The 15,799-nt window shown below is 66.3% G+C and carries 13 protein-coding genes; 10 read left to right on the top strand and 3 right to left on the bottom strand.

What is annotated here, in order from left to right; genetic code table 11:
- Positions 1-181: 181 nt before the first annotated feature.
- The 3 genes from ACODRZ_RS17575 to ACODRZ_RS17565 form a co-directional block, all read right to left on the bottom strand.
- Positions 182-1,162 (bottom strand): sterol desaturase family protein, encoded by a 981-nt coding sequence (locus ACODRZ_RS17575; protein WP_488970617.1) that lies wholly within the window; start codon positions 1,160-1,162, stop codon positions 182-184.
- A 261-nt stretch (positions 1,163-1,423) separates the two neighbouring features.
- The gene (locus ACODRZ_RS17570; protein ID WP_488970616.1) at positions 1,424-2,434 is read right to left on the bottom strand and encodes an MBL fold metallo-hydrolase; all 1,011 of its coding nucleotides are present in this window, start codon (positions 2,432-2,434) and stop codon (positions 1,424-1,426) included.
- A 29-nt stretch (positions 2,435-2,463) separates the two neighbouring features.
- Positions 2,464-3,549, bottom strand: coding sequence for an MBL fold metallo-hydrolase (locus tag ACODRZ_RS17565; RefSeq protein ID WP_488970615.1), 1,086 nt, complete (start codon positions 3,547-3,549; stop codon positions 2,464-2,466).
- Positions 3,550-3,787: 238 nt separating this feature from the next.
- On the opposite strand from ACODRZ_RS17565, the gene ACODRZ_RS17560 reads away from it, so the two are divergent.
- From ACODRZ_RS17560 to ACODRZ_RS17515, 10 genes are all read left to right on the top strand, one after another.
- Positions 3,788-4,261 (top strand): CopG family ribbon-helix-helix protein, encoded by a 474-nt coding sequence (locus ACODRZ_RS17560; protein ID WP_375154541.1) that lies wholly within the window; start codon positions 3,788-3,790, stop codon positions 4,259-4,261.
- A gap of 126 nt (positions 4,262-4,387) precedes the next feature.
- On the top strand, positions 4,388-5,479 hold the full coding sequence (locus ACODRZ_RS17555) for a putative urea ABC transporter substrate-binding protein (protein ID WP_488970614.1): 1,092 nt from the start codon (positions 4,388-4,390) through the stop codon (positions 5,477-5,479).
- A 75-nt stretch (positions 5,480-5,554) separates the two neighbouring features.
- Positions 5,555-6,370: an ABC transporter permease gene (locus ACODRZ_RS17550; protein ID WP_488970613.1), complete on the top strand. Its 816-nt coding sequence runs from the start codon at positions 5,555-5,557 to the stop codon at positions 6,368-6,370.
- Positions 6,367-7,113 (top strand): ATP-binding cassette domain-containing protein, encoded by a 747-nt coding sequence (locus ACODRZ_RS17545; RefSeq protein WP_488970612.1) that lies wholly within the window; start codon positions 6,367-6,369, stop codon positions 7,111-7,113. Before ACODRZ_RS17550 ends, ACODRZ_RS17545 begins: the two co-directional genes overlap by 4 nt.
- Positions 7,114-7,288: 175 nt before the next feature.
- Positions 7,289-7,768, top strand: a complete 480-nt coding sequence (locus tag ACODRZ_RS17540; RefSeq protein ID WP_488970611.1) for a CopG family ribbon-helix-helix protein — start codon at positions 7,289-7,291, stop codon at positions 7,766-7,768.
- Positions 7,765-8,589: an urea amidolyase associated protein UAAP1 gene (locus tag ACODRZ_RS17535; protein WP_488970610.1), complete on the top strand. Its 825-nt coding sequence runs from the start codon at positions 7,765-7,767 to the stop codon at positions 8,587-8,589. The genes ACODRZ_RS17540 and ACODRZ_RS17535 overlap by 4 nt, the downstream gene beginning before the upstream one ends.
- Before the next feature lie 18 nt (positions 8,590-8,607).
- Complete coding sequence (locus ACODRZ_RS17530) at positions 8,608-9,243, top strand: urea amidolyase associated protein UAAP2 (RefSeq protein WP_488970609.1); 636 nt, start codon at positions 8,608-8,610, stop codon at positions 9,241-9,243.
- Positions 9,240-12,836, top strand: coding sequence for an urea carboxylase (gene uca / locus ACODRZ_RS17525; protein WP_488970608.1), 3,597 nt, complete (start codon positions 9,240-9,242; stop codon positions 12,834-12,836). The genes ACODRZ_RS17530 and uca overlap by 4 nt, the downstream gene beginning before the upstream one ends.
- Entirely contained in the window at positions 12,833-14,593 is a 1,761-nt protein-coding gene (gene atzF, locus ACODRZ_RS17520) for an allophanate hydrolase (protein ID WP_488970607.1), read from the top strand. Before uca ends, atzF begins: the two co-directional genes overlap by 4 nt.
- Before the next feature lie 264 nt (positions 14,594-14,857).
- Positions 14,858-15,778: a Vgb family protein gene (locus ACODRZ_RS17515; protein WP_488970606.1), complete on the top strand. Its 921-nt coding sequence runs from the start codon at positions 14,858-14,860 to the stop codon at positions 15,776-15,778.
- Positions 15,779-15,799: the final 21 nt, after the last annotated feature.

Here is a 15,799-nt window from a genome sequence, read left to right as displayed (position 1 = left end):
CGTGCCCGGCCCGCTCCTTGGTCGAGCCCGGTGGGTGTAGTATCGAGGACCCTCATTCGTGCGCCGGCCATCGCTTTGCGGATGTCGTGCCGACGCGCTTGCACTGCCCTCGGCCCTGAATGCCGCCGAGGTGTTCGCTCCCGTGATGCGTTGAATTCTTATTGCGGCTCGGTTGGCCGCTTTAGTTTGCCGGTTGCGCGGTGCTGCCGCGTGCTGCCCTGATCCGGTCGATCAGGGGCTGGAACGGGAACAGGAACTGCTCCCGGATGGACAGGCGCCTGAGATCGTCCTGCCCGACGACGCTGGCTTCGCCTTCCTTGTAGGTGCCGAAGATGCGATCGAGCAGGATCAGCGAATTGCCGTAGTTGCAGCGCGTGCTCTCGTAATCGGTCGAGTGATGCAGGCTGTGATGGCGGATCGTGGTGAAGAAGAAGGAATAGAACAGCGGGGGATCGGAGCGCACGTTGGCATGCGCGAACGTCGACACCACGTTCAGGATGTTGAAGCCGCAGAACAGCGCGGTCGGCGAGAGGTCGAACAGAGCGAGCACGCTCAGGCTGATCAGGAACAGCTCGATCGGGTTGCCGACCGCGCCCTTGGCGGCGTTGAGCTGGGTGATGTGATGGTGCGGCGCGTGGGTTAGCCAGAACGGCGTGGAATTGTGCATCAGGCGATGCATCCAGTACTGACCGAACTCCATGATGAAGACCACCAGCGCCACCTGCAGCAGCCAGGGCATGTGCATCGCCCACTGCGTAGTGATGCCGAGCGATTTCTTGGCCGCCTGCAGCGGTTCCTCGGCCAGCGCGGTCGCAGTCCAGGAAATGACGGTGGCGCTCAGCACGACGTAGAACAGGTCGGTGAAGAACTCACGCCAGTTCATGCGCCATCCGGCGTGCCGCTCATGCACGAACTCGAGGCCCAGCACGACGACGGTGATCAGCGCGGACGTGACGATGATCGTCCAGCCGTTGTCGGTCAGCGCCTTGGGCGCGAAAGCCCAGAACGCAACGATCACGGCGACGAAGGTCGGGGGCACGAGGTTGAAGATCTTCTGCTTCACGCCGTCGTCAGTTACGAAGGTATGAGGCATAAGAGCATCAGTCGCGAAGGCAGCCGCATCGTTCGAGAGAACCGTGTCGCGGACTGGCAGTTGTTCCATCGAAAACCCCCCATCCAGACCGGTGGACCGGCCTGCTGTTGCAAGATTCTCTCTCCCCGTTTCTTCGCTCTGCCCGGCGATTTGATACAAGCTATGGATATTACGTTTCTCGTCAAGCGTATTAATTGAGGGCCATGCGTTTTGGCGAGGAGGCGCAGGAAATCGCGCGGGAACGTGGTTTTTGTGCATCTGCGTAACACGCATGTAGTCTACCGCTGCGTCCGGTGGCGCGTGTCGGCACGCTGCCGATTCGGGCGCCCGTCAGTAACGGTAGGGATTCTTGTCGATCGTCGTCGTCCCGCGCGTCTGGTTGCACAGGAACACGGTGCCGGTGAAGTAGATGCCGGGCTCGGTGATCTTCTGCGCATAGTCCCACGCTTCGCGCAGCTGCTGCACGGTCATCTGCACCGGGGCCTCGTCGGGCTGGTACGTCATTCCGTAGGCGTAGTCCTCGCCATCCTTGCTGATCTCGACGTGGCAGCCCATGACGTGCGTGACGGGGTGCGTGTCGCAGAACTGGATCAGGCGCTTCATGCTGTCGTACCACGGTTCCCAGAAGCTGATGTAGCAGCGGCCGCGATAGAACATGTCCCCGGTATACAGGATCTGGGTGTAGCTGTCGTAGTACGCGAACTCCGAGACGACGTGCCCCGGCGAGCCCCATATCAGGATTTCGCGCCCCCCGAGGTCAAGGGTCACGCGCTCCTCGGGGAAGTTGGTCATGCCCCAGAAGCCGACCATCTCCTCGTGCGTCAGGCCCATGTAGCGGGTGTTCGGCCGGTCGGCGAACTGGTTGGTCGCGGCGTAGTGGTCGTCGTGGAGATGGCTGAACGCCACCAGCAGTTCGAGGCTCGCGGGATCGCGGCCGTTGCGGCGGCACCACTCGTCGATGCACTGGTCGACCACGGCGCGCAGATCGCAGTCGTTGCGCAGTTGCACATAGCCTTCGTCCAGCAGCAGCACACGGTCGTTGCCAAAGTAGAGCGGCGCGAACGGGGCCTCGTAGCTATAGGCCTTGTTCTGGCGCAGGATCGCGGTGTGAGGGTTGTACCAGTGGACCTGCACCGCCGGATCGGTGTTATCCATGCAGGACGGGGAGCCGCAGATCCACTTGTCGGGGAAGGTCCCGGTTGCGGGCAGGTTGCTCTTGAAATCGACCGGCGGCGGCCGCGTGGCGGCGACGGCCGCGTCGGAGAGGGAGGTTAGCCCCATGCCGGTCAGCGGCACGGCGGCGACGGCGGCGTTGTAGCTCAGGAAGGCGCGTCGATCCACGACAGGGCTCCTTGTATGGAAAGGTGGCGTCAGAACGGGTGCGGGGCGCGGATATTGGGCACGCCTTCGGGCCAGACCGGGGTGCGCTGGTCCGGGCTGACGCCATTGAACAGCACGAAATCGGGGCGGATCAGCATCATGTCCTTGCCCTGCACCGCGCGCGCGGCGTCGAGCGCTTCGTCGATCAGGTTCGGCGTCATTTCGAGCACCCGCTCGTAAGGCTTGAAGTTCGCGAAGCGCGGGTAATACTTGCCCGGGACGAACATCATCTCGATGTGTCCGCCCAGCACCCACTTCACAGAGTTGGCGGCGGCGAACGCCTTGAGCCTCTCCAGCGAAGCGACGAAATCGGTGTCGTTGCCGATGTTGATCTTGCCGGGGAACAGCAGGTCGCCGGTGAACAGCAGGTCGCAGTAGGGGTCGTAGAAACTGACCCCGTCCTTGTGCGTGCCGGGTGTCGGGATCACCGTAATCACGCGGTCGCCGAGGTCGATTCTACCGGTGCCCGAAGGCCAGTTCGCGATGCCGTAGGCCTTCTGCATCAGCGCGAGAGGCTTGGGAACGATCGTGGTATCCGGCCGGTCGGCGAACTGCACGAGGCCCTGATTTTGCGCGATGTCCTCTGCAGAAGTGAGCGCGACGGTCAGCGGCACCTTTGTCCGCCCCCGCGCCTTCGCCCAGCGTGCGATGATCGCGTCCACCGTCTCGCGCAGGGGATAGTGCGCGGCGTTGGCGGTGGCGCCGGTGTCGATCAGCAGCGCGCCCTTGTTGCCCAGCAGCAGGTACGTGAACGGCGCCTCCCAGTGGACGCACACGTTCTGGCGCAGCACGAATGTATCCTCGTTGTACTGCACCACCTGCACGCGCGGATCGCGGTTCTTCGCCGCGACGTTGGAGCCGTAAGTCCAGCGGAACGACAGGCTGCCCGCGGCCGGTCCGTCGCAGGCATAGTCGTGCATGACCGGCTTGCTGCGGTGGAGCGGCACGGCGCTGTCGGTATTACGCACGCCGGGGGGATTGTACCCCAGCGCCGGGTTGCCGTTGGGATAGGCGCGCCCGGTGGCGGCCTGCGAACTGCCGGAAAACCCCGTGCTACGGGTAGGACTCTGTGCCAAGAAATGCCCCCACACTGGCTGCGAGCAGATGAACACCGGCTCGATCACGGGTCAGCTTATCGATATTACGAAACGTGACAACGGTATTATTTTTATGCGATGGGAGTATCACTCCCCCGTCAACTGCGCCTCCAACTGCTGCTGTCATCGGCGGCAAGGTTGGTATAGGGGAGGGGTCTTGTCGTTCCAGAAAGGGCGCCGCTTGAGCACCGATCCCGCCAGTCTTGCCCGGCTCTCCATGAGCCTTCCCGCAGACCTGTTCCGCCAGCTGGATGCCATGGTGGAGGAGCGCGGGCTGCCCTCGCGCTCGCAGCTGATCGCGGAGCTGATCCGCCACGCCCTTGCCGAGCATGAGGCCCTGACCCGGCCGGAAGAGATGCTCGCGGGAACGATCACGCTGGTGTACCGGGGCGACAAGGGGCGGGTGCGTCACCAGCTGGCGCAGAGCCAGGCGGAGTACCTGAAGGAAGTGATCTCCTCGCAGCACGTCTTCCTTGAAGATGATCAGTCGATGGAAGTCCTGCTGGTGCAGGGACCGGCCGAACGGCTGAAGGAACTGTGCGACGCGCTGCGCGCCATTCGCGGCGTTCACCAGCTGCAGCTGGTCACCACCACCGCACTGCTGCCGCCGCTTCACGAGCAGGATGAGGTCGCCGCAAAGGTGGCGGAAACCTCGCGCAAGCCGCAGCCCAAGGACGAAGTGGCGGCCTGAAGACTCGCGCATGATGCACAAGGCCAATGGCATACACAAGTATTACAAAAATCGCGCACCGTAATAATTTTCGATGGACAAGGACCCGAATCGCAGCAATGTTGCACTGCGAAAGGGGACCGAGTCATGATCGTATCGATCCGCAGCATTGCCAAGGCCGCGCTGATGGCCACCGCGATGCCGGCAGCACTTCTCACCGCCGCCTGCTCGCAGGCGCCGAGCGAAGCGCCCAAGCGTACCGAATTCAACATCGGATGGTCGATCTACGCGGGCTGGATGCCCTGGCCCTATGCCCAGCAGGCGGGCATCGTGAAGAAGTGGGCCGACAAGTACGGGCTCAAGATCAACATCGTGCAAGTCAACGACTACGTCGAGTCGGTGAACCAGTACACCGCAGGCAAGCTGGACGGCGTCACCGTCGCCAACATGGATGCGCTGACGATCCCGGCGGCGGGCGGCAAGGACACCAGCGCGATCATCGTCGGTGACTATTCCAACGGCAACGACGGCATCCTGATGAAGGGCGCTGGCGATCTCAAGGCGATCAAGGGCCAGTCGGTCAACCTGGTCGAACTTTCGGTGTCGCACTACCTGCTGGCGCGTGGGCTGAACTCGGTCGGCATGCAGCTGCGGGACGTGAAGACGGTCAACACCGGCGATGCCGACATCGTCGGCGCCTTCGCCAGCCCCGACGTCAAGGTCGCGGTGGCGTGGAACCCGCAGCTCAATGCGATGAAGGCGCAGCCGGGCGCGAAGCTGGTGTTCAGTTCGGCCGATATTCCCGGCGAGATCCTCGACCTGCTCTGCGTCGACACTGCCACGCTGAAAGCCAACCCGAACCTAGGCAAGGCGCTGGCGGGGATCTGGTACGAGACGACCGCGCTGATGATGCGCCAGGACGCCGAGGGCAAGGCCGCCCGCGCGGCGATGGCCAAGCTGGCGGGCGCGACACCGGAAGCGTTCGACAGCCAGCTGAGTACAACGTTCCTCTACTCCGACGCCAAGGCCGCCGTCGCCGCGACCGACGCGCCCGCGCTCGTCACCACGATGACCCGCGTGCGCGATTTCAGCTTCTCCAAGGGACTGTTCAAAGGCGCCAGTTCGGCCGACGCGGTGGGCATGTCGTTCCCCGGCGGCAAGACGCTGGGCGATGCACAGCACGTTACCTTGCGCTTCGACGACAGCTTCATGAAGATGGCCGCCGACGGCAAGCTCTAGAACCGTCCGCCACTGCGAGAGGGTCGCGGTGGCGAGGCGGGATAAGCACAACACTCCACAGGTGGGATCACGACAATGCGCTGGGTGAATCGTCAGGTCGGGCGAGGGGGGCGGGTGCTTCTCGGCGCGGTTCCGATCCTGCTGCTCCTGCTGGTCTACATCGTCATGGCCGCGAGCCGCCATGCGGTGAACCCGGCCGACAAGATCCTGCCGCTGCCCGGCGCGATGGCCGAGAGCATGTCGGCGCTGCTCTTCGTGCCCGACCAGCTTACCGGACAACTGGTGTTCTGGGCGGATACCATGGCGAGCCTGCAGCGTCTCGGCATCGGTCTCGGCATCTCGACGCTGATGGCGCTGGTGGTGGGCCTTGCGCTCGGCGTCTTGCCGCCGGTGCGCGCCGCTTTCGGCCCACTGGTCACCGGCATCGCGGTGATCCCGCCGATCGCGCTGCTGCCGATCCTGTTCATCGCGCTTGGCCTCGGCGAAACCTCCAAGGTTGCGCTGATCGTCATCGGCATCGCGCCGGTCATGATCCGCGACATCGCCGCCCACGTCTCCGCGCTGCCCAAGGAGCAGGTGATCAAGGCGCTGACGCTGGGCGCCAACAGCTGGCAGGTGATGATCCGCGTCGCCCTGCCGCAAGCGATGCCGCGCCTGCTTCACGCCATCCGCCTCGCGCTCGGCCCGGCCTGGGTGTTCCTGATCTCGGCCGAGGCGATCGCGTCGGACGTGGGGCTCGGCTACCGCATCTTCCTTGTGCGCCGCTACCTCTCGATGGACGTGATCCTGCCTTACGTCGCGTGGATCGCGCTGCTGGCCATCGCGATGGACATGGCGCTGACTTTCCTCAGCCACCGGCTGTTTCCCTGGGCACATGGAGAAAGCCATTGAGCACCCTCCTGAGCTTCCGCGACGTCTGGGTCGAATACGGCGACCGGATCATCATCGAAAAGCTGAACCTCGACATCGAGCAAGGCGCCTTCGTCTCGATCGTCGGCCCATCCGGCGCGGGCAAGAGCAGTTTCCTGCGCCTGATACTGGGGCAGGAAGGGCCGAGCCGGGGCGTCATAACCCTCGACGACACGCCGCTCAAACCCGAATGCGGACCGGATCGCGGCGTCGTGTTCCAGCGCTATTCGGTGTTCCCGCACCTGACCGCGCTGCGCAACACGATCCTCGGGCTCGAATGCGAGAAGGCGCCCGTGTTCGGCCGCCTGTTCGGCAGCGCCCGCCGCGCGGCGCAAGAGGAGGCGACCGAGATGCTGACGGCGGTGGGCCTCGGCCATAGCCTCGACCTCTACCCCGCGCAGATGTCGGGCGGCATGCAGCAGCGCCTCGCGATCGCGCAGGCGCTGGTCAAGCGGCCCCGCATCCTGTTGCTGGACGAGCCGTTCGGCGCGCTCGACCCCGGCATCCGCGCCGACATGCACGCGCTCATCCGCAATCTGTGGCGCAAGTATGCGCTGACGATCGTGATGGTGACGCACGACATTCGCGAGGCGTTCTCGCTGGGCACGCGCGTCCTCACGCTCGACAAGCGCCGCCACGATCCGCACGCGCCGCACCGTTTCGGGGCGACGGTCGTCTACGACCTGCCGATGCGCGCGCGGGTGGACGAGGAGACGGCCGCGTGATCGCGTCGACCCCCTTTTCGTCGTTCGCGCGAAGGCGGGAACCCGTCTCCTGAAGGTGCCTGCCGAACCGTCGCCGGATTGGTCTGCGCCTTCGCGGGGATGACTGGAAAGAAAGAATGCATTCGCCATAATATTACGATTGACGTAAATCGTAATAACTGAAAAGAGAATGGCCATGGGCTCCGATTCCGCAAGCCTGGCGCGGCTCAGTATGAGCCTGCCGGCAGACCTCTTCAGACAGCTCGACATGATGGTGGCGGAACGCGGCCTGCCTTCCCGCTCGCAACTGATCGCCGAACTGATCCGCCATGCTCTGGCCGAGCACGGTTCGCTGATGCGGCCCGACGAAATGCTCGCGGGCACCATCACCCTGGTCTACCGCAGCGAGCGGGGCCGGGTGCGGCACCAGCTTTCCCAGACCCAGGCCAGTTACCTGAAGGAAGTGATCTCCTCGCAGCATGTCGTGCTGGAGGACGACCAGTCCCTCGAAGTTCTGCTCGTGCAGGGTCCGGCCGTGCGGCTGAAGGAACTGTGCGACGCGATCCGCCGGGTGCGCGGGGTGCAGCAGTTGGAGCTGGTCACCACCACCGCCCTCCTGCCGCCGCTCTACGACCAGAGCGGGGACGATTTCAAGAATATCGGAGCGCATTCATGACCGAGACATTGGCCGATCCGCTCGCTGCCCGCGACCATGCCCGTGCCCAGGGCGGCACCGTGGTCGAGAGCATGCCGGTGCTCCCCCCCGTGGCCGAAGACTTGCCGGAGGGCGTCGGCGCCGCGGACCTCGTGTGGGAGGAAACCATCGCGGCGGGCGGCTACGCCACGCGGCGGCTGACGCGCGGGAGCCGGCTGCGGCTGATCGACGCGAAGGGCGATGCCTGCGCCTCGATCCTGCTGTTCAACGCCGAAATGCCGACCGAGCGGCTCAACGTGGCGGACACGGTGAAGGTCCAGTGGAACGCCTATCTCGGCGAAGGCAAGCTGCTGCTGTCCGACATGGGCCGCGTGATGATGAGCATCGTCGAGGACGGCGCCGGCACGCACGACACGTTCTGCGGCACCTCCAACCCCGCGACGAACCTGGCCAGGTACGGCGAGGGCCGCAATTCCGGGGCCTTCCCCAGCGGCCGCGACCGCTTCCTGCTCGGCGCGGCCAAGCATGGCCTCGGCCGCCGCGACGTGCATCCGTGCGTGACGCTGTTCAAGGGCGCCAGGATCGAGGCGGACGGCGCCATCACGCCCGAGGTCGGCCCGTTCGCGCCCGGCCGCACGGTGATCCTGCGCGCCGAGATGGACGTGATCGTGGTGATCGCCAATGTCCCGCACGTCCTCGATCCGCGCCCTGAATATACCGTGACGCCGCTGCGCGCCTCGGCATGGCGCGGCCCGGTGACGGGCATCGACGATCCGGTGCGCACCGCCAGTCCCGAGGGCCTGCGCGCCTTCGAGAACGTCGAAGACTACTTCCGCCGCTGATTGAAGGGACACGCGATCATGAGCACCGATCCTCACTTGTCCGGCCTCACCGGCACTGTCGTCCACGACGTCGTCGTGCCCGCCCGCGCGCCCTGGCTGCACCACGTCAAGGCCGGCCAGACGCTGCGCATCGTCGACCTCGAAGGCAACCAGGCCGTCGATTTCCTCCTCTATTGCGCCGCCGACGATGCCGAACGCTATTCCGCGCAGGATACCGTCGCGGCGCAAGGCAACCTGTTCCTGCGCGCAGGCACCAGGCTGCTGTCGAACGAGGGCAATGCGCTGATGACCATCGCCGCCACCTCGGTCGATTACCACGACACCATCGGCGGTGCGTGCTCGTGCGAATCCAATACCTTGCGCTACGGTCATCACACGAAGTCGGAACATGCCTGCGTCGAGAACTTCCTGGAGGCCAACCTCCTCGAAGGGCGCGGCAAGCGGGACATCGTCTCCAACATCAATTTCTTCATGAACGTTCCTGTCGAACCCGACGGGTCGCTGGGCATCGTCGACGGAATATCCGCGCCGGGCCTGACCGTGGACCTGCGGGCGGAGATGGACGTGATCGTCGTCGTGTCCAACTGTCCGCAGGTCAACAACCCGTGCAACGGTTTCAACCCCACTCCAGTCCGGATGATCGTCACCGCATGAGCTTCGACACCGTCCTGATCGCGAACCGGGGCGCGATCGCCACCCGCATCATCCGCACGCTGCGCGCCATGGGCCTGAAGTCCGTCGCGGTCTATTCCGAGGCGGACGCAAACTCCAACCACGTATCCGAAGCCGACGAGGCCGTGTTCATCGGCGGCGCCAAGGCGTCCGAAAGCTACCTCAACATTCCCGCGATCATCGCCGCGGCCAAGAAGACCGGGGCAGGGGCGATCCACCCCGGCTACGGCTTCCTGGCGGAGAACGTCGAGTTCGCCGAGGCTTGCGCGGCGCAAGGCATCGTCTTCGTCGGCCCGACCACTGACAATATCCGCACTTTCGGCCTGAAACACAGCGCCCGCGCGCTGGCCGCCGCGCACGACGTGCCGCTGGCGCCCGGCACTGACCTGCTCACCGACGAGGAAGCGGCGGTCAGCGCCGCCGCCTCGATCGGTTACCCGGTCATGCTCAAGGCCACGGCGGGCGGCGGCGGCATCGGCATGCGCGTCTGCGCCGACGAGGCGCAGCTGCGCGACGGTTTCGCCACCGTGAAGCGGCAGGGGCAGAGCAACTTCGGCGATGCGGGCGTCTTCCTCGAACGCTATATCGGCCGTGCGCGCCATATCGAAGTGCAGCTGTTCGGCGATGGCGAAGGCCGCGTCATGGCGCTGGGCGAGCGCGACTGTTCGCTCCAGCGCCGCAACCAGAAAGTCGTCGAGGAAGCGCCCGCGCCCTTGTTGCCCGAAAGCGTGCGCACCGCGCTCTACGCCGCGGCCGTGCGTCTGGGCGAGGCCGCGAAGTACCGCTCGGCGGGCACCGTGGAGTTCCTTTACGACGCTGACCGGGCCGAGTTCTTCTTCCTGGAAATGAACACCCGCCTGCAGGTCGAGCACGGCGTCACCGAGATGGTGATGGGCATCGACCTCGTCGAATGGATGGTGCGCGGCGCGGCGGGCGATTTCGCCTTCCTCGATGCGCCCGCGCCGACGATGCAGGGCCATTCGGTGCAGATGCGCCTCTATGCGGAAGACCCCTCGCTCGATTACCGCCCGACTTCGGGCACGCTGACCGCGCTGGAGTTCCCCGGGGACATCCGGGTGGAGACGTGGTGCGCGGCGGGCAGCACCGTCAGCGCCTGGTACGATCCGATGCTGGCCAAGCTGATCGTCCATGCACCCACCCGCCCCGAAGCGGTGGAAGCGGCCCGGCGCGCGATCGACGCGACCCGGGTGGACGGGATCGAGACGAACGTGCGCTGGCTGCGCGACGTCGTGCGCACGCCCGCCTTCACCAGCGGCGAAGTCTCGACCAAAGTGCTCGACGGCGTGGTCTTCACCCCGCGCGCGTTCCGCGTCGTCAGCGGCGGCACCGCCACGACCGTGCAGGACTGGCCCGGTCGCCAGAAGCTGTGGGCCGTGGGCGTGCCGCCTTCGGGTCCGATGGACGACCAGTCGTTCCGCCTCGGCAACCGGCTGCTCGGCAATCCCGAGGGCACCGCCGGGCTTGAAGCCACCGTCACCGGCCCGACCCTGGCCTTCGTCTCCGACGCGCGGATTTGCCTGATGGGTGCGGACTTCGGCGCGACACTGGACGGCGTACCGGTGGAGCGCGGCGTTCCCATCGACATTGCGGCGGGCCAGACGCTGGCGATGGGCCGCGCGTCCTCCGGCGGTTTCCGGGGCTACATCCTGTTCGCGGGCGGGCTCGACATCGCGCCCTATCTCGACAGCCGCGCCACCTTCGAGCTTGGCCAGTTCGGCGGCCACGCCGCGCGCCGTCTGCTCGCGGGCGACACGATCCATCTCGGTTCGGAACCCACCGACGCCGCGTTGCCCGCCGTCACGCTGCCCGCAATCGGCAACGAATGGACCTTGCGCGTCCTTTACGGCCCGCACGGCGCGCCGGACTTCTTCACGCCCGAAGACGTGGAAATGGTCATCAATGCCGAGTGGAAGATCCACTACAACTCCAACCGCACCGGCGTGCGCCTGATCGGCCCCAAGCCGCGCTGGGCGCGCACTGACGGCGGCGAGGCGGGCCTGCACCCCTCCAACATCCACGACAACCCCTACGCCATCGGCGCGGTGGACTTCACCGGCGACATGCCGATCATCCTCGGCCTGGACGGCCCCTCGCTCGGCGGTTTCGTGTGCCCCTTCGTGGTGATCGCGGCGGACCGCTGGAAGATCGGCCAGCTTGCGCCGGGTGACAAGCTGCGCTTCGCCCCGGTGACCATCGAGGATGCAGCCGCCGCCGATGCCGCCCAGCGCGACTTCGTGGCGACCGGCGCGGTGCCGGAGGCCACCCCGGCGCGCGGCGTGGAAACGCTGACGCCGATCCTTTCGGAAATCCCCGAAGGCCCCGGCCGTCCCCGCACGGTCTACCGCCAGCAGGGCGACCGCAACATCCTCGTCGAATACGGCCCGATCGTGCTCGATATCGAACTGCGCATCCGCGTCCACGCGCTGATGACCGAGCTGGAACGCCTCGCCGCGCCCGGCATCATCGACATCGTGCCCGGCATCCGCTCGCTCCAGCTGCACTTCGACGGTGTGGCGATGGATCAGAAGGCGGCGCTCGCCATGCTGATCGCTGCCGAGGAGCGGCTTGGTGATCTGGAAGACTTCACGATCCCCTCGCGCGTGGTCCACCTGCCGCTCAGCTGGCGCGACCCCGCGATCGTCGAGACGATCGAGAAGTACATGGCCACCGTGCGCGATGATGCGCCGTGGTGCCCGGACAATATCGAGTTCATCCGCCGCATCAATGGCCTGCCCGATCAGGCCGCGGTCGAGAACCTGATCTTCGAGGCGAACTACCTCGTCATGGGGCTTGGCGACGTCTATCTGGGCGCGCCCGTGGCGACGCCGGTGGACCCGCGCCATCGCCTCGTCACCACCAAGTACAACCCCGCGCGCACCTGGACGCCGCCCAACGTCGTGGGCATCGGCGGCGCCTACATGTGCATCTACGGCATGGAAGGGCCGGGCGGCTACCAGCTGTTCGGGCGCACCGTGCAGGTCTGGAACACCTATCGCCAGACCGAAGCCTTCACCGAAGGCAAGCCCTGGCTGCTGCGCTTCTTCGACCAGATCCGATTCTATCCCGTCAGCGCGGAGGAACTGGCCGACTGGCGCCGCGAATTCCCCGCCGGTCGCCGCGCGCTCAGGATCGAGCCGAGCGAATTCCGCCTCGCCGATTACCGCGCTTATCTGGCCGAGAACGCCGCCGGGATCGCCGAGTTCGAACAGCGCCGCAAGGCCGCCTTCGACGAGGAACGCGCCGAGTGGGAGCGCCTCGGCGAATTCGACCACGCCGCCGATCTCGCCGATGCGGACCTGCCTTCGGAAGAGGCGATCGTCCTGCCCGAAGGCTCCGATCTGGTCGAGGCACCCTATGGCGGCAGCGTCACCCGCCTGCTGGTCGCTCCCGGCGATACCGTCGCGGCGGGGGACAGGATCGCGGTGCTCGAAGCGATGAAGATGGAATGCGCGGTGGAAAGCCCGGGCAGCGGCACGGTTTCGGCGCTCTACATGCGCGAAGGCCAGTCGTTGCAGCCCGGCGCCCCGATGCTTGCCCTGAGGAAACACGCATGACCCGTTTGAGCGCCACCCGGATCGCCGCCGCCGTCAGGGCCGGTGACACCACCGCCGTCGCCGTGGCAAAGGACACCTTCGTCCGCGTCGAGGCTTACAACGCAGTCCAGCCGCAGATCTGGATCAGCCGCGCCACCCGCAGCGAACTGCTCGACGCCGCCGCTGCGGTGGACGCCCGTGTTGCGGCGGGCGAGGACCTGCCGCTGGCGGGCGTGCCCTTCGCGGTGAAGGACAATATCGACGTCGCCGGGTTCGAGACGACGGCGGCCTGTCCCGCCTTCGCCTACGAGCCGGAGGACGATGCCGGGGTGATCGAGCGGCTGCTGGCGGCGGGCGCGGTCTGCGTGGGCAAGACCAACCTCGACCAGTTCGCCACCGGCCTCAACGGATCGCGCAGCCCTTATGGCATCCCGCGCAATGCCTCGAACCTGAACTACGTCAGCGGCGGGTCCAGCTCCGGGTCTTCGGTCGCGGTGGCGGCGGGGCTGGTGGCCTTCGCGCTCGGCACTGACACCGCCGGATCGGGCCGCGTGCCCGCCGCGTTCAACCACCTGATCGGCATGAAGCCCACCAAGGGCCGCTGGAGCACGCGGGGCCTCGTCCCGGCCTGCCGCACGATCGACTGCATCACCGTCTTCACTGACGACACCGCCGATGCCCGGCTGGTGGACGGTGTGGTCGCCGCCTTTGATGTGGCAGACCCTTATTCCAAGGCGCTGGCGGACCAGCCGCTGGCCGTGAAGCGCATCGGTGTGCCGCGCCGCGAACAGCGCGAGTTCTTCGGCGACGGTGAATCCGAATACCTCTATGACAGGGCGCTGGAAAAGCTGGCGACCCTCGGCGAACTCGTCGAGATCGACCTCGCACCGCTGCTGGAGGCCGCGCAGCTGCTCTACGGCGGCCCTTGGGTGGCCGAGCGCACCGCCGCGATGGCGGACATCCTCGCGACGAACCCGCTCGCCGTCGATCCCACCGTGCGCGCGGTCGTTGAACCCGGCAAGGACATGAGCGCGGTCGCGCTGTTCAACGGGATCTACCGCATGGCCGATCTCAAACGCCACGCGGACCTGCTGTGGCAGGACATCGACATGATGGCCTTCCCCACCACCGGCACGACCTACCGCGTGGCCGAGATGCTGGTCGCGCCCATCGCGCTCAACAGCAACCTGGGGCTCTACACCAATTTCGTGAACCTGCTGGACATGGCCGCGCTGGCCGTTCCGGCGGGCGTGCGCGCCAATGCCACCGGCTTCGGGATCACCCTGATCGGCCCGGCCGACACCGACCGCGCCCTGCTGGACGCGGCCGACGCCTACCTTGCTGTCGCGGACTTGCCCGCGCCGCCGCCACTCGACCTGGAGGGAAAGATGCAGACCGTGAAGCTCGCCGTCGTCGGCGCCCACCTGAAGGACATGCCGCTGCACTGGCAGCTGACCAGCCGCGAGGCCGAGTTCGTCGGCGCCTTCGAGACCGCGCCCACCTACAAGCTCTACGCCATCGCTGACAGCGTGCCGCCCAAGCCCGCGCTGGTACATGACGAAGCGGGTGCCGCGATCAAGGTCGAAGTCTACGAACTGGGCGTCGCCGAGTTCGGCAGCTTCACCGTCGACGTGCCCGCACCGCTGGCGATCGGCAATGTGACGCTGGCGGACGGCACCACGGTCAAGGGCTTCGTCTCCGAACCGCGCGCGCTGACAGGGGCCGAGGACATCACCCATCTGGGCGGTTGGCGCGCCTTCATCGCGAGCAAGGCGTAAGCGTCTCTCCCCGCCCGCGGGAAGGGGCGTCGCATAAGACGTTTCCGTTCCGCACTCGTCACCCTGAACTTGTTTCAGGGTCCATCGGGCGGTTGTCCCGGAAGGCTCATGTCACCATCGGCGCATTCGGTTTACTGCGGCAAGGCACCGAGCATGAGGCGCGATGGACCCTGAAACAAGTTCAGGGTGACGAAGAATAAGGCCGGAAGCACTCTTCGCCGGAGCCAGGAACAGTAAAATTCACATCAGTAAGGGGCAAAATCCATGCGCAAGTTCGGTCTGATGCTTCTGGCTGCCACGGCGGCGTTTCCCGCCCTCGCGCAGGCGAAAGAACCGGAGGTCATCCAGGTCCCCGGCTTCGCGGATTTCCTCGCGGTGGACGGCAAGACCGTCTGGGCGACCAACAAGGGCCGGGTCGAGCAGTGGTCCCGCAAGGGCAAACTCGCCGAAGTCGCGATGGCGCACCCCTGCGGCGCGATGGCGATCACGGCGGGCTCGCTGTGGGTGGCCGACTGCGAGGAGAAAACGGTCAAGCGCATCGACGTGAAGACCGCGAAGATCATCGCCACAATCCCCACCGGCATCGCTTCCAGCGGCGAACTCAACGTCGTTGCGGGTGACGGCTCTGTCTGGGTCGCCAGCGACAACGAAAAGGGCCTCGTCGCCCGTATCGATCCGGCGACCAACGCCGTCGTGGCCTCGGTCCCGGTCGATCCGGGTACGTGGTATCTGACCTATGGCTTCGGCGCGATCTGGGCGGTGAGCGCTACGAAGCAGTCGCTCCAGCGCATCGACACCAAGAGCAACACCGTCACCGCCAAGATTCCGCTCGGCAAGGAGCCCGGATTCCTTGCTGCGGGCGAGGGCGGCGTCTGGGTGCAGGAGCAGGGCGATGGCACCCTCGCGCGGATCGACCCCGCTACCAACGCGCTGGCAGGCCGGATCAAGGTCGGCGACAACCTCAAGTGGGGCGACGTCGATACCGGCGCGGGCAAAGTCTGGCTGCGCACCACCGACGATCAGGTCTTCGCGGTGATCGACCCGATGACGATGATGGTCGCCGCGCGCATGGGCAAGGCGGCAGGCAGTGGCGCCCTGCGCTGGACCCCGAAGGGCGTCTGGACTTCCGCGCACGATGAGCACACGCTGACGTGGTGGTCGAACGCGGCTCTGCGCGCGAAGTAGCGCCGGGGCAGGGCCTCACCC

Source organism: Novosphingobium sp. FG90 (genome assembly GCF_057808725.1).
The sequence above is the reverse complement of the archived record's forward strand: the minus strand, read 5'-3'. Positions and strand labels throughout refer to the sequence as shown.

What these genes read in the sequence shown, in the direction of transcription:
- ACODRZ_RS17560 (WP_375154541.1), top strand. Translation starts at nt 3,788, where the DNA reads ATGAGCCTTCCCGCAGACCTGTTCCGCCAGCTGGATGCCATGGTGGAG.
- ACODRZ_RS17555 (WP_488970614.1), top strand. Translation starts at nt 4,388, where the DNA reads ATGATCGTATCGATCCGCAGCATTGCCAAGGCCGCGCTGATGGCCACC.
- ACODRZ_RS17550 (WP_488970613.1), top strand. Translation starts at nt 5,555, where the DNA reads ATGCGCTGGGTGAATCGTCAGGTCGGGCGAGGGGGGCGGGTGCTTCTC.
- ACODRZ_RS17575 (WP_488970617.1), bottom strand. Translation starts at nt 1,162, where the DNA reads ATGGAACAACTGCCAGTCCGCGACACGGTTCTCTCGAACGATGCGGCT.
- ACODRZ_RS17530 (WP_488970609.1), top strand. Translation starts at nt 8,608, where the DNA reads ATGAGCACCGATCCTCACTTGTCCGGCCTCACCGGCACTGTCGTCCAC.
- ACODRZ_RS17540 (WP_488970611.1), top strand. Translation starts at nt 7,289, where the DNA reads ATGGGCTCCGATTCCGCAAGCCTGGCGCGGCTCAGTATGAGCCTGCCG.
- ACODRZ_RS17515 (WP_488970606.1), top strand. Translation starts at nt 14,858, where the DNA reads ATGCGCAAGTTCGGTCTGATGCTTCTGGCTGCCACGGCGGCGTTTCCC.
- atzF (WP_488970607.1), top strand. Translation starts at nt 12,833, where the DNA reads ATGACCCGTTTGAGCGCCACCCGGATCGCCGCCGCCGTCAGGGCCGGT.
- uca (WP_488970608.1), top strand. Translation starts at nt 9,240, where the DNA reads ATGAGCTTCGACACCGTCCTGATCGCGAACCGGGGCGCGATCGCCACC.
- ACODRZ_RS17535 (WP_488970610.1), top strand. Translation starts at nt 7,765, where the DNA reads ATGACCGAGACATTGGCCGATCCGCTCGCTGCCCGCGACCATGCCCGT.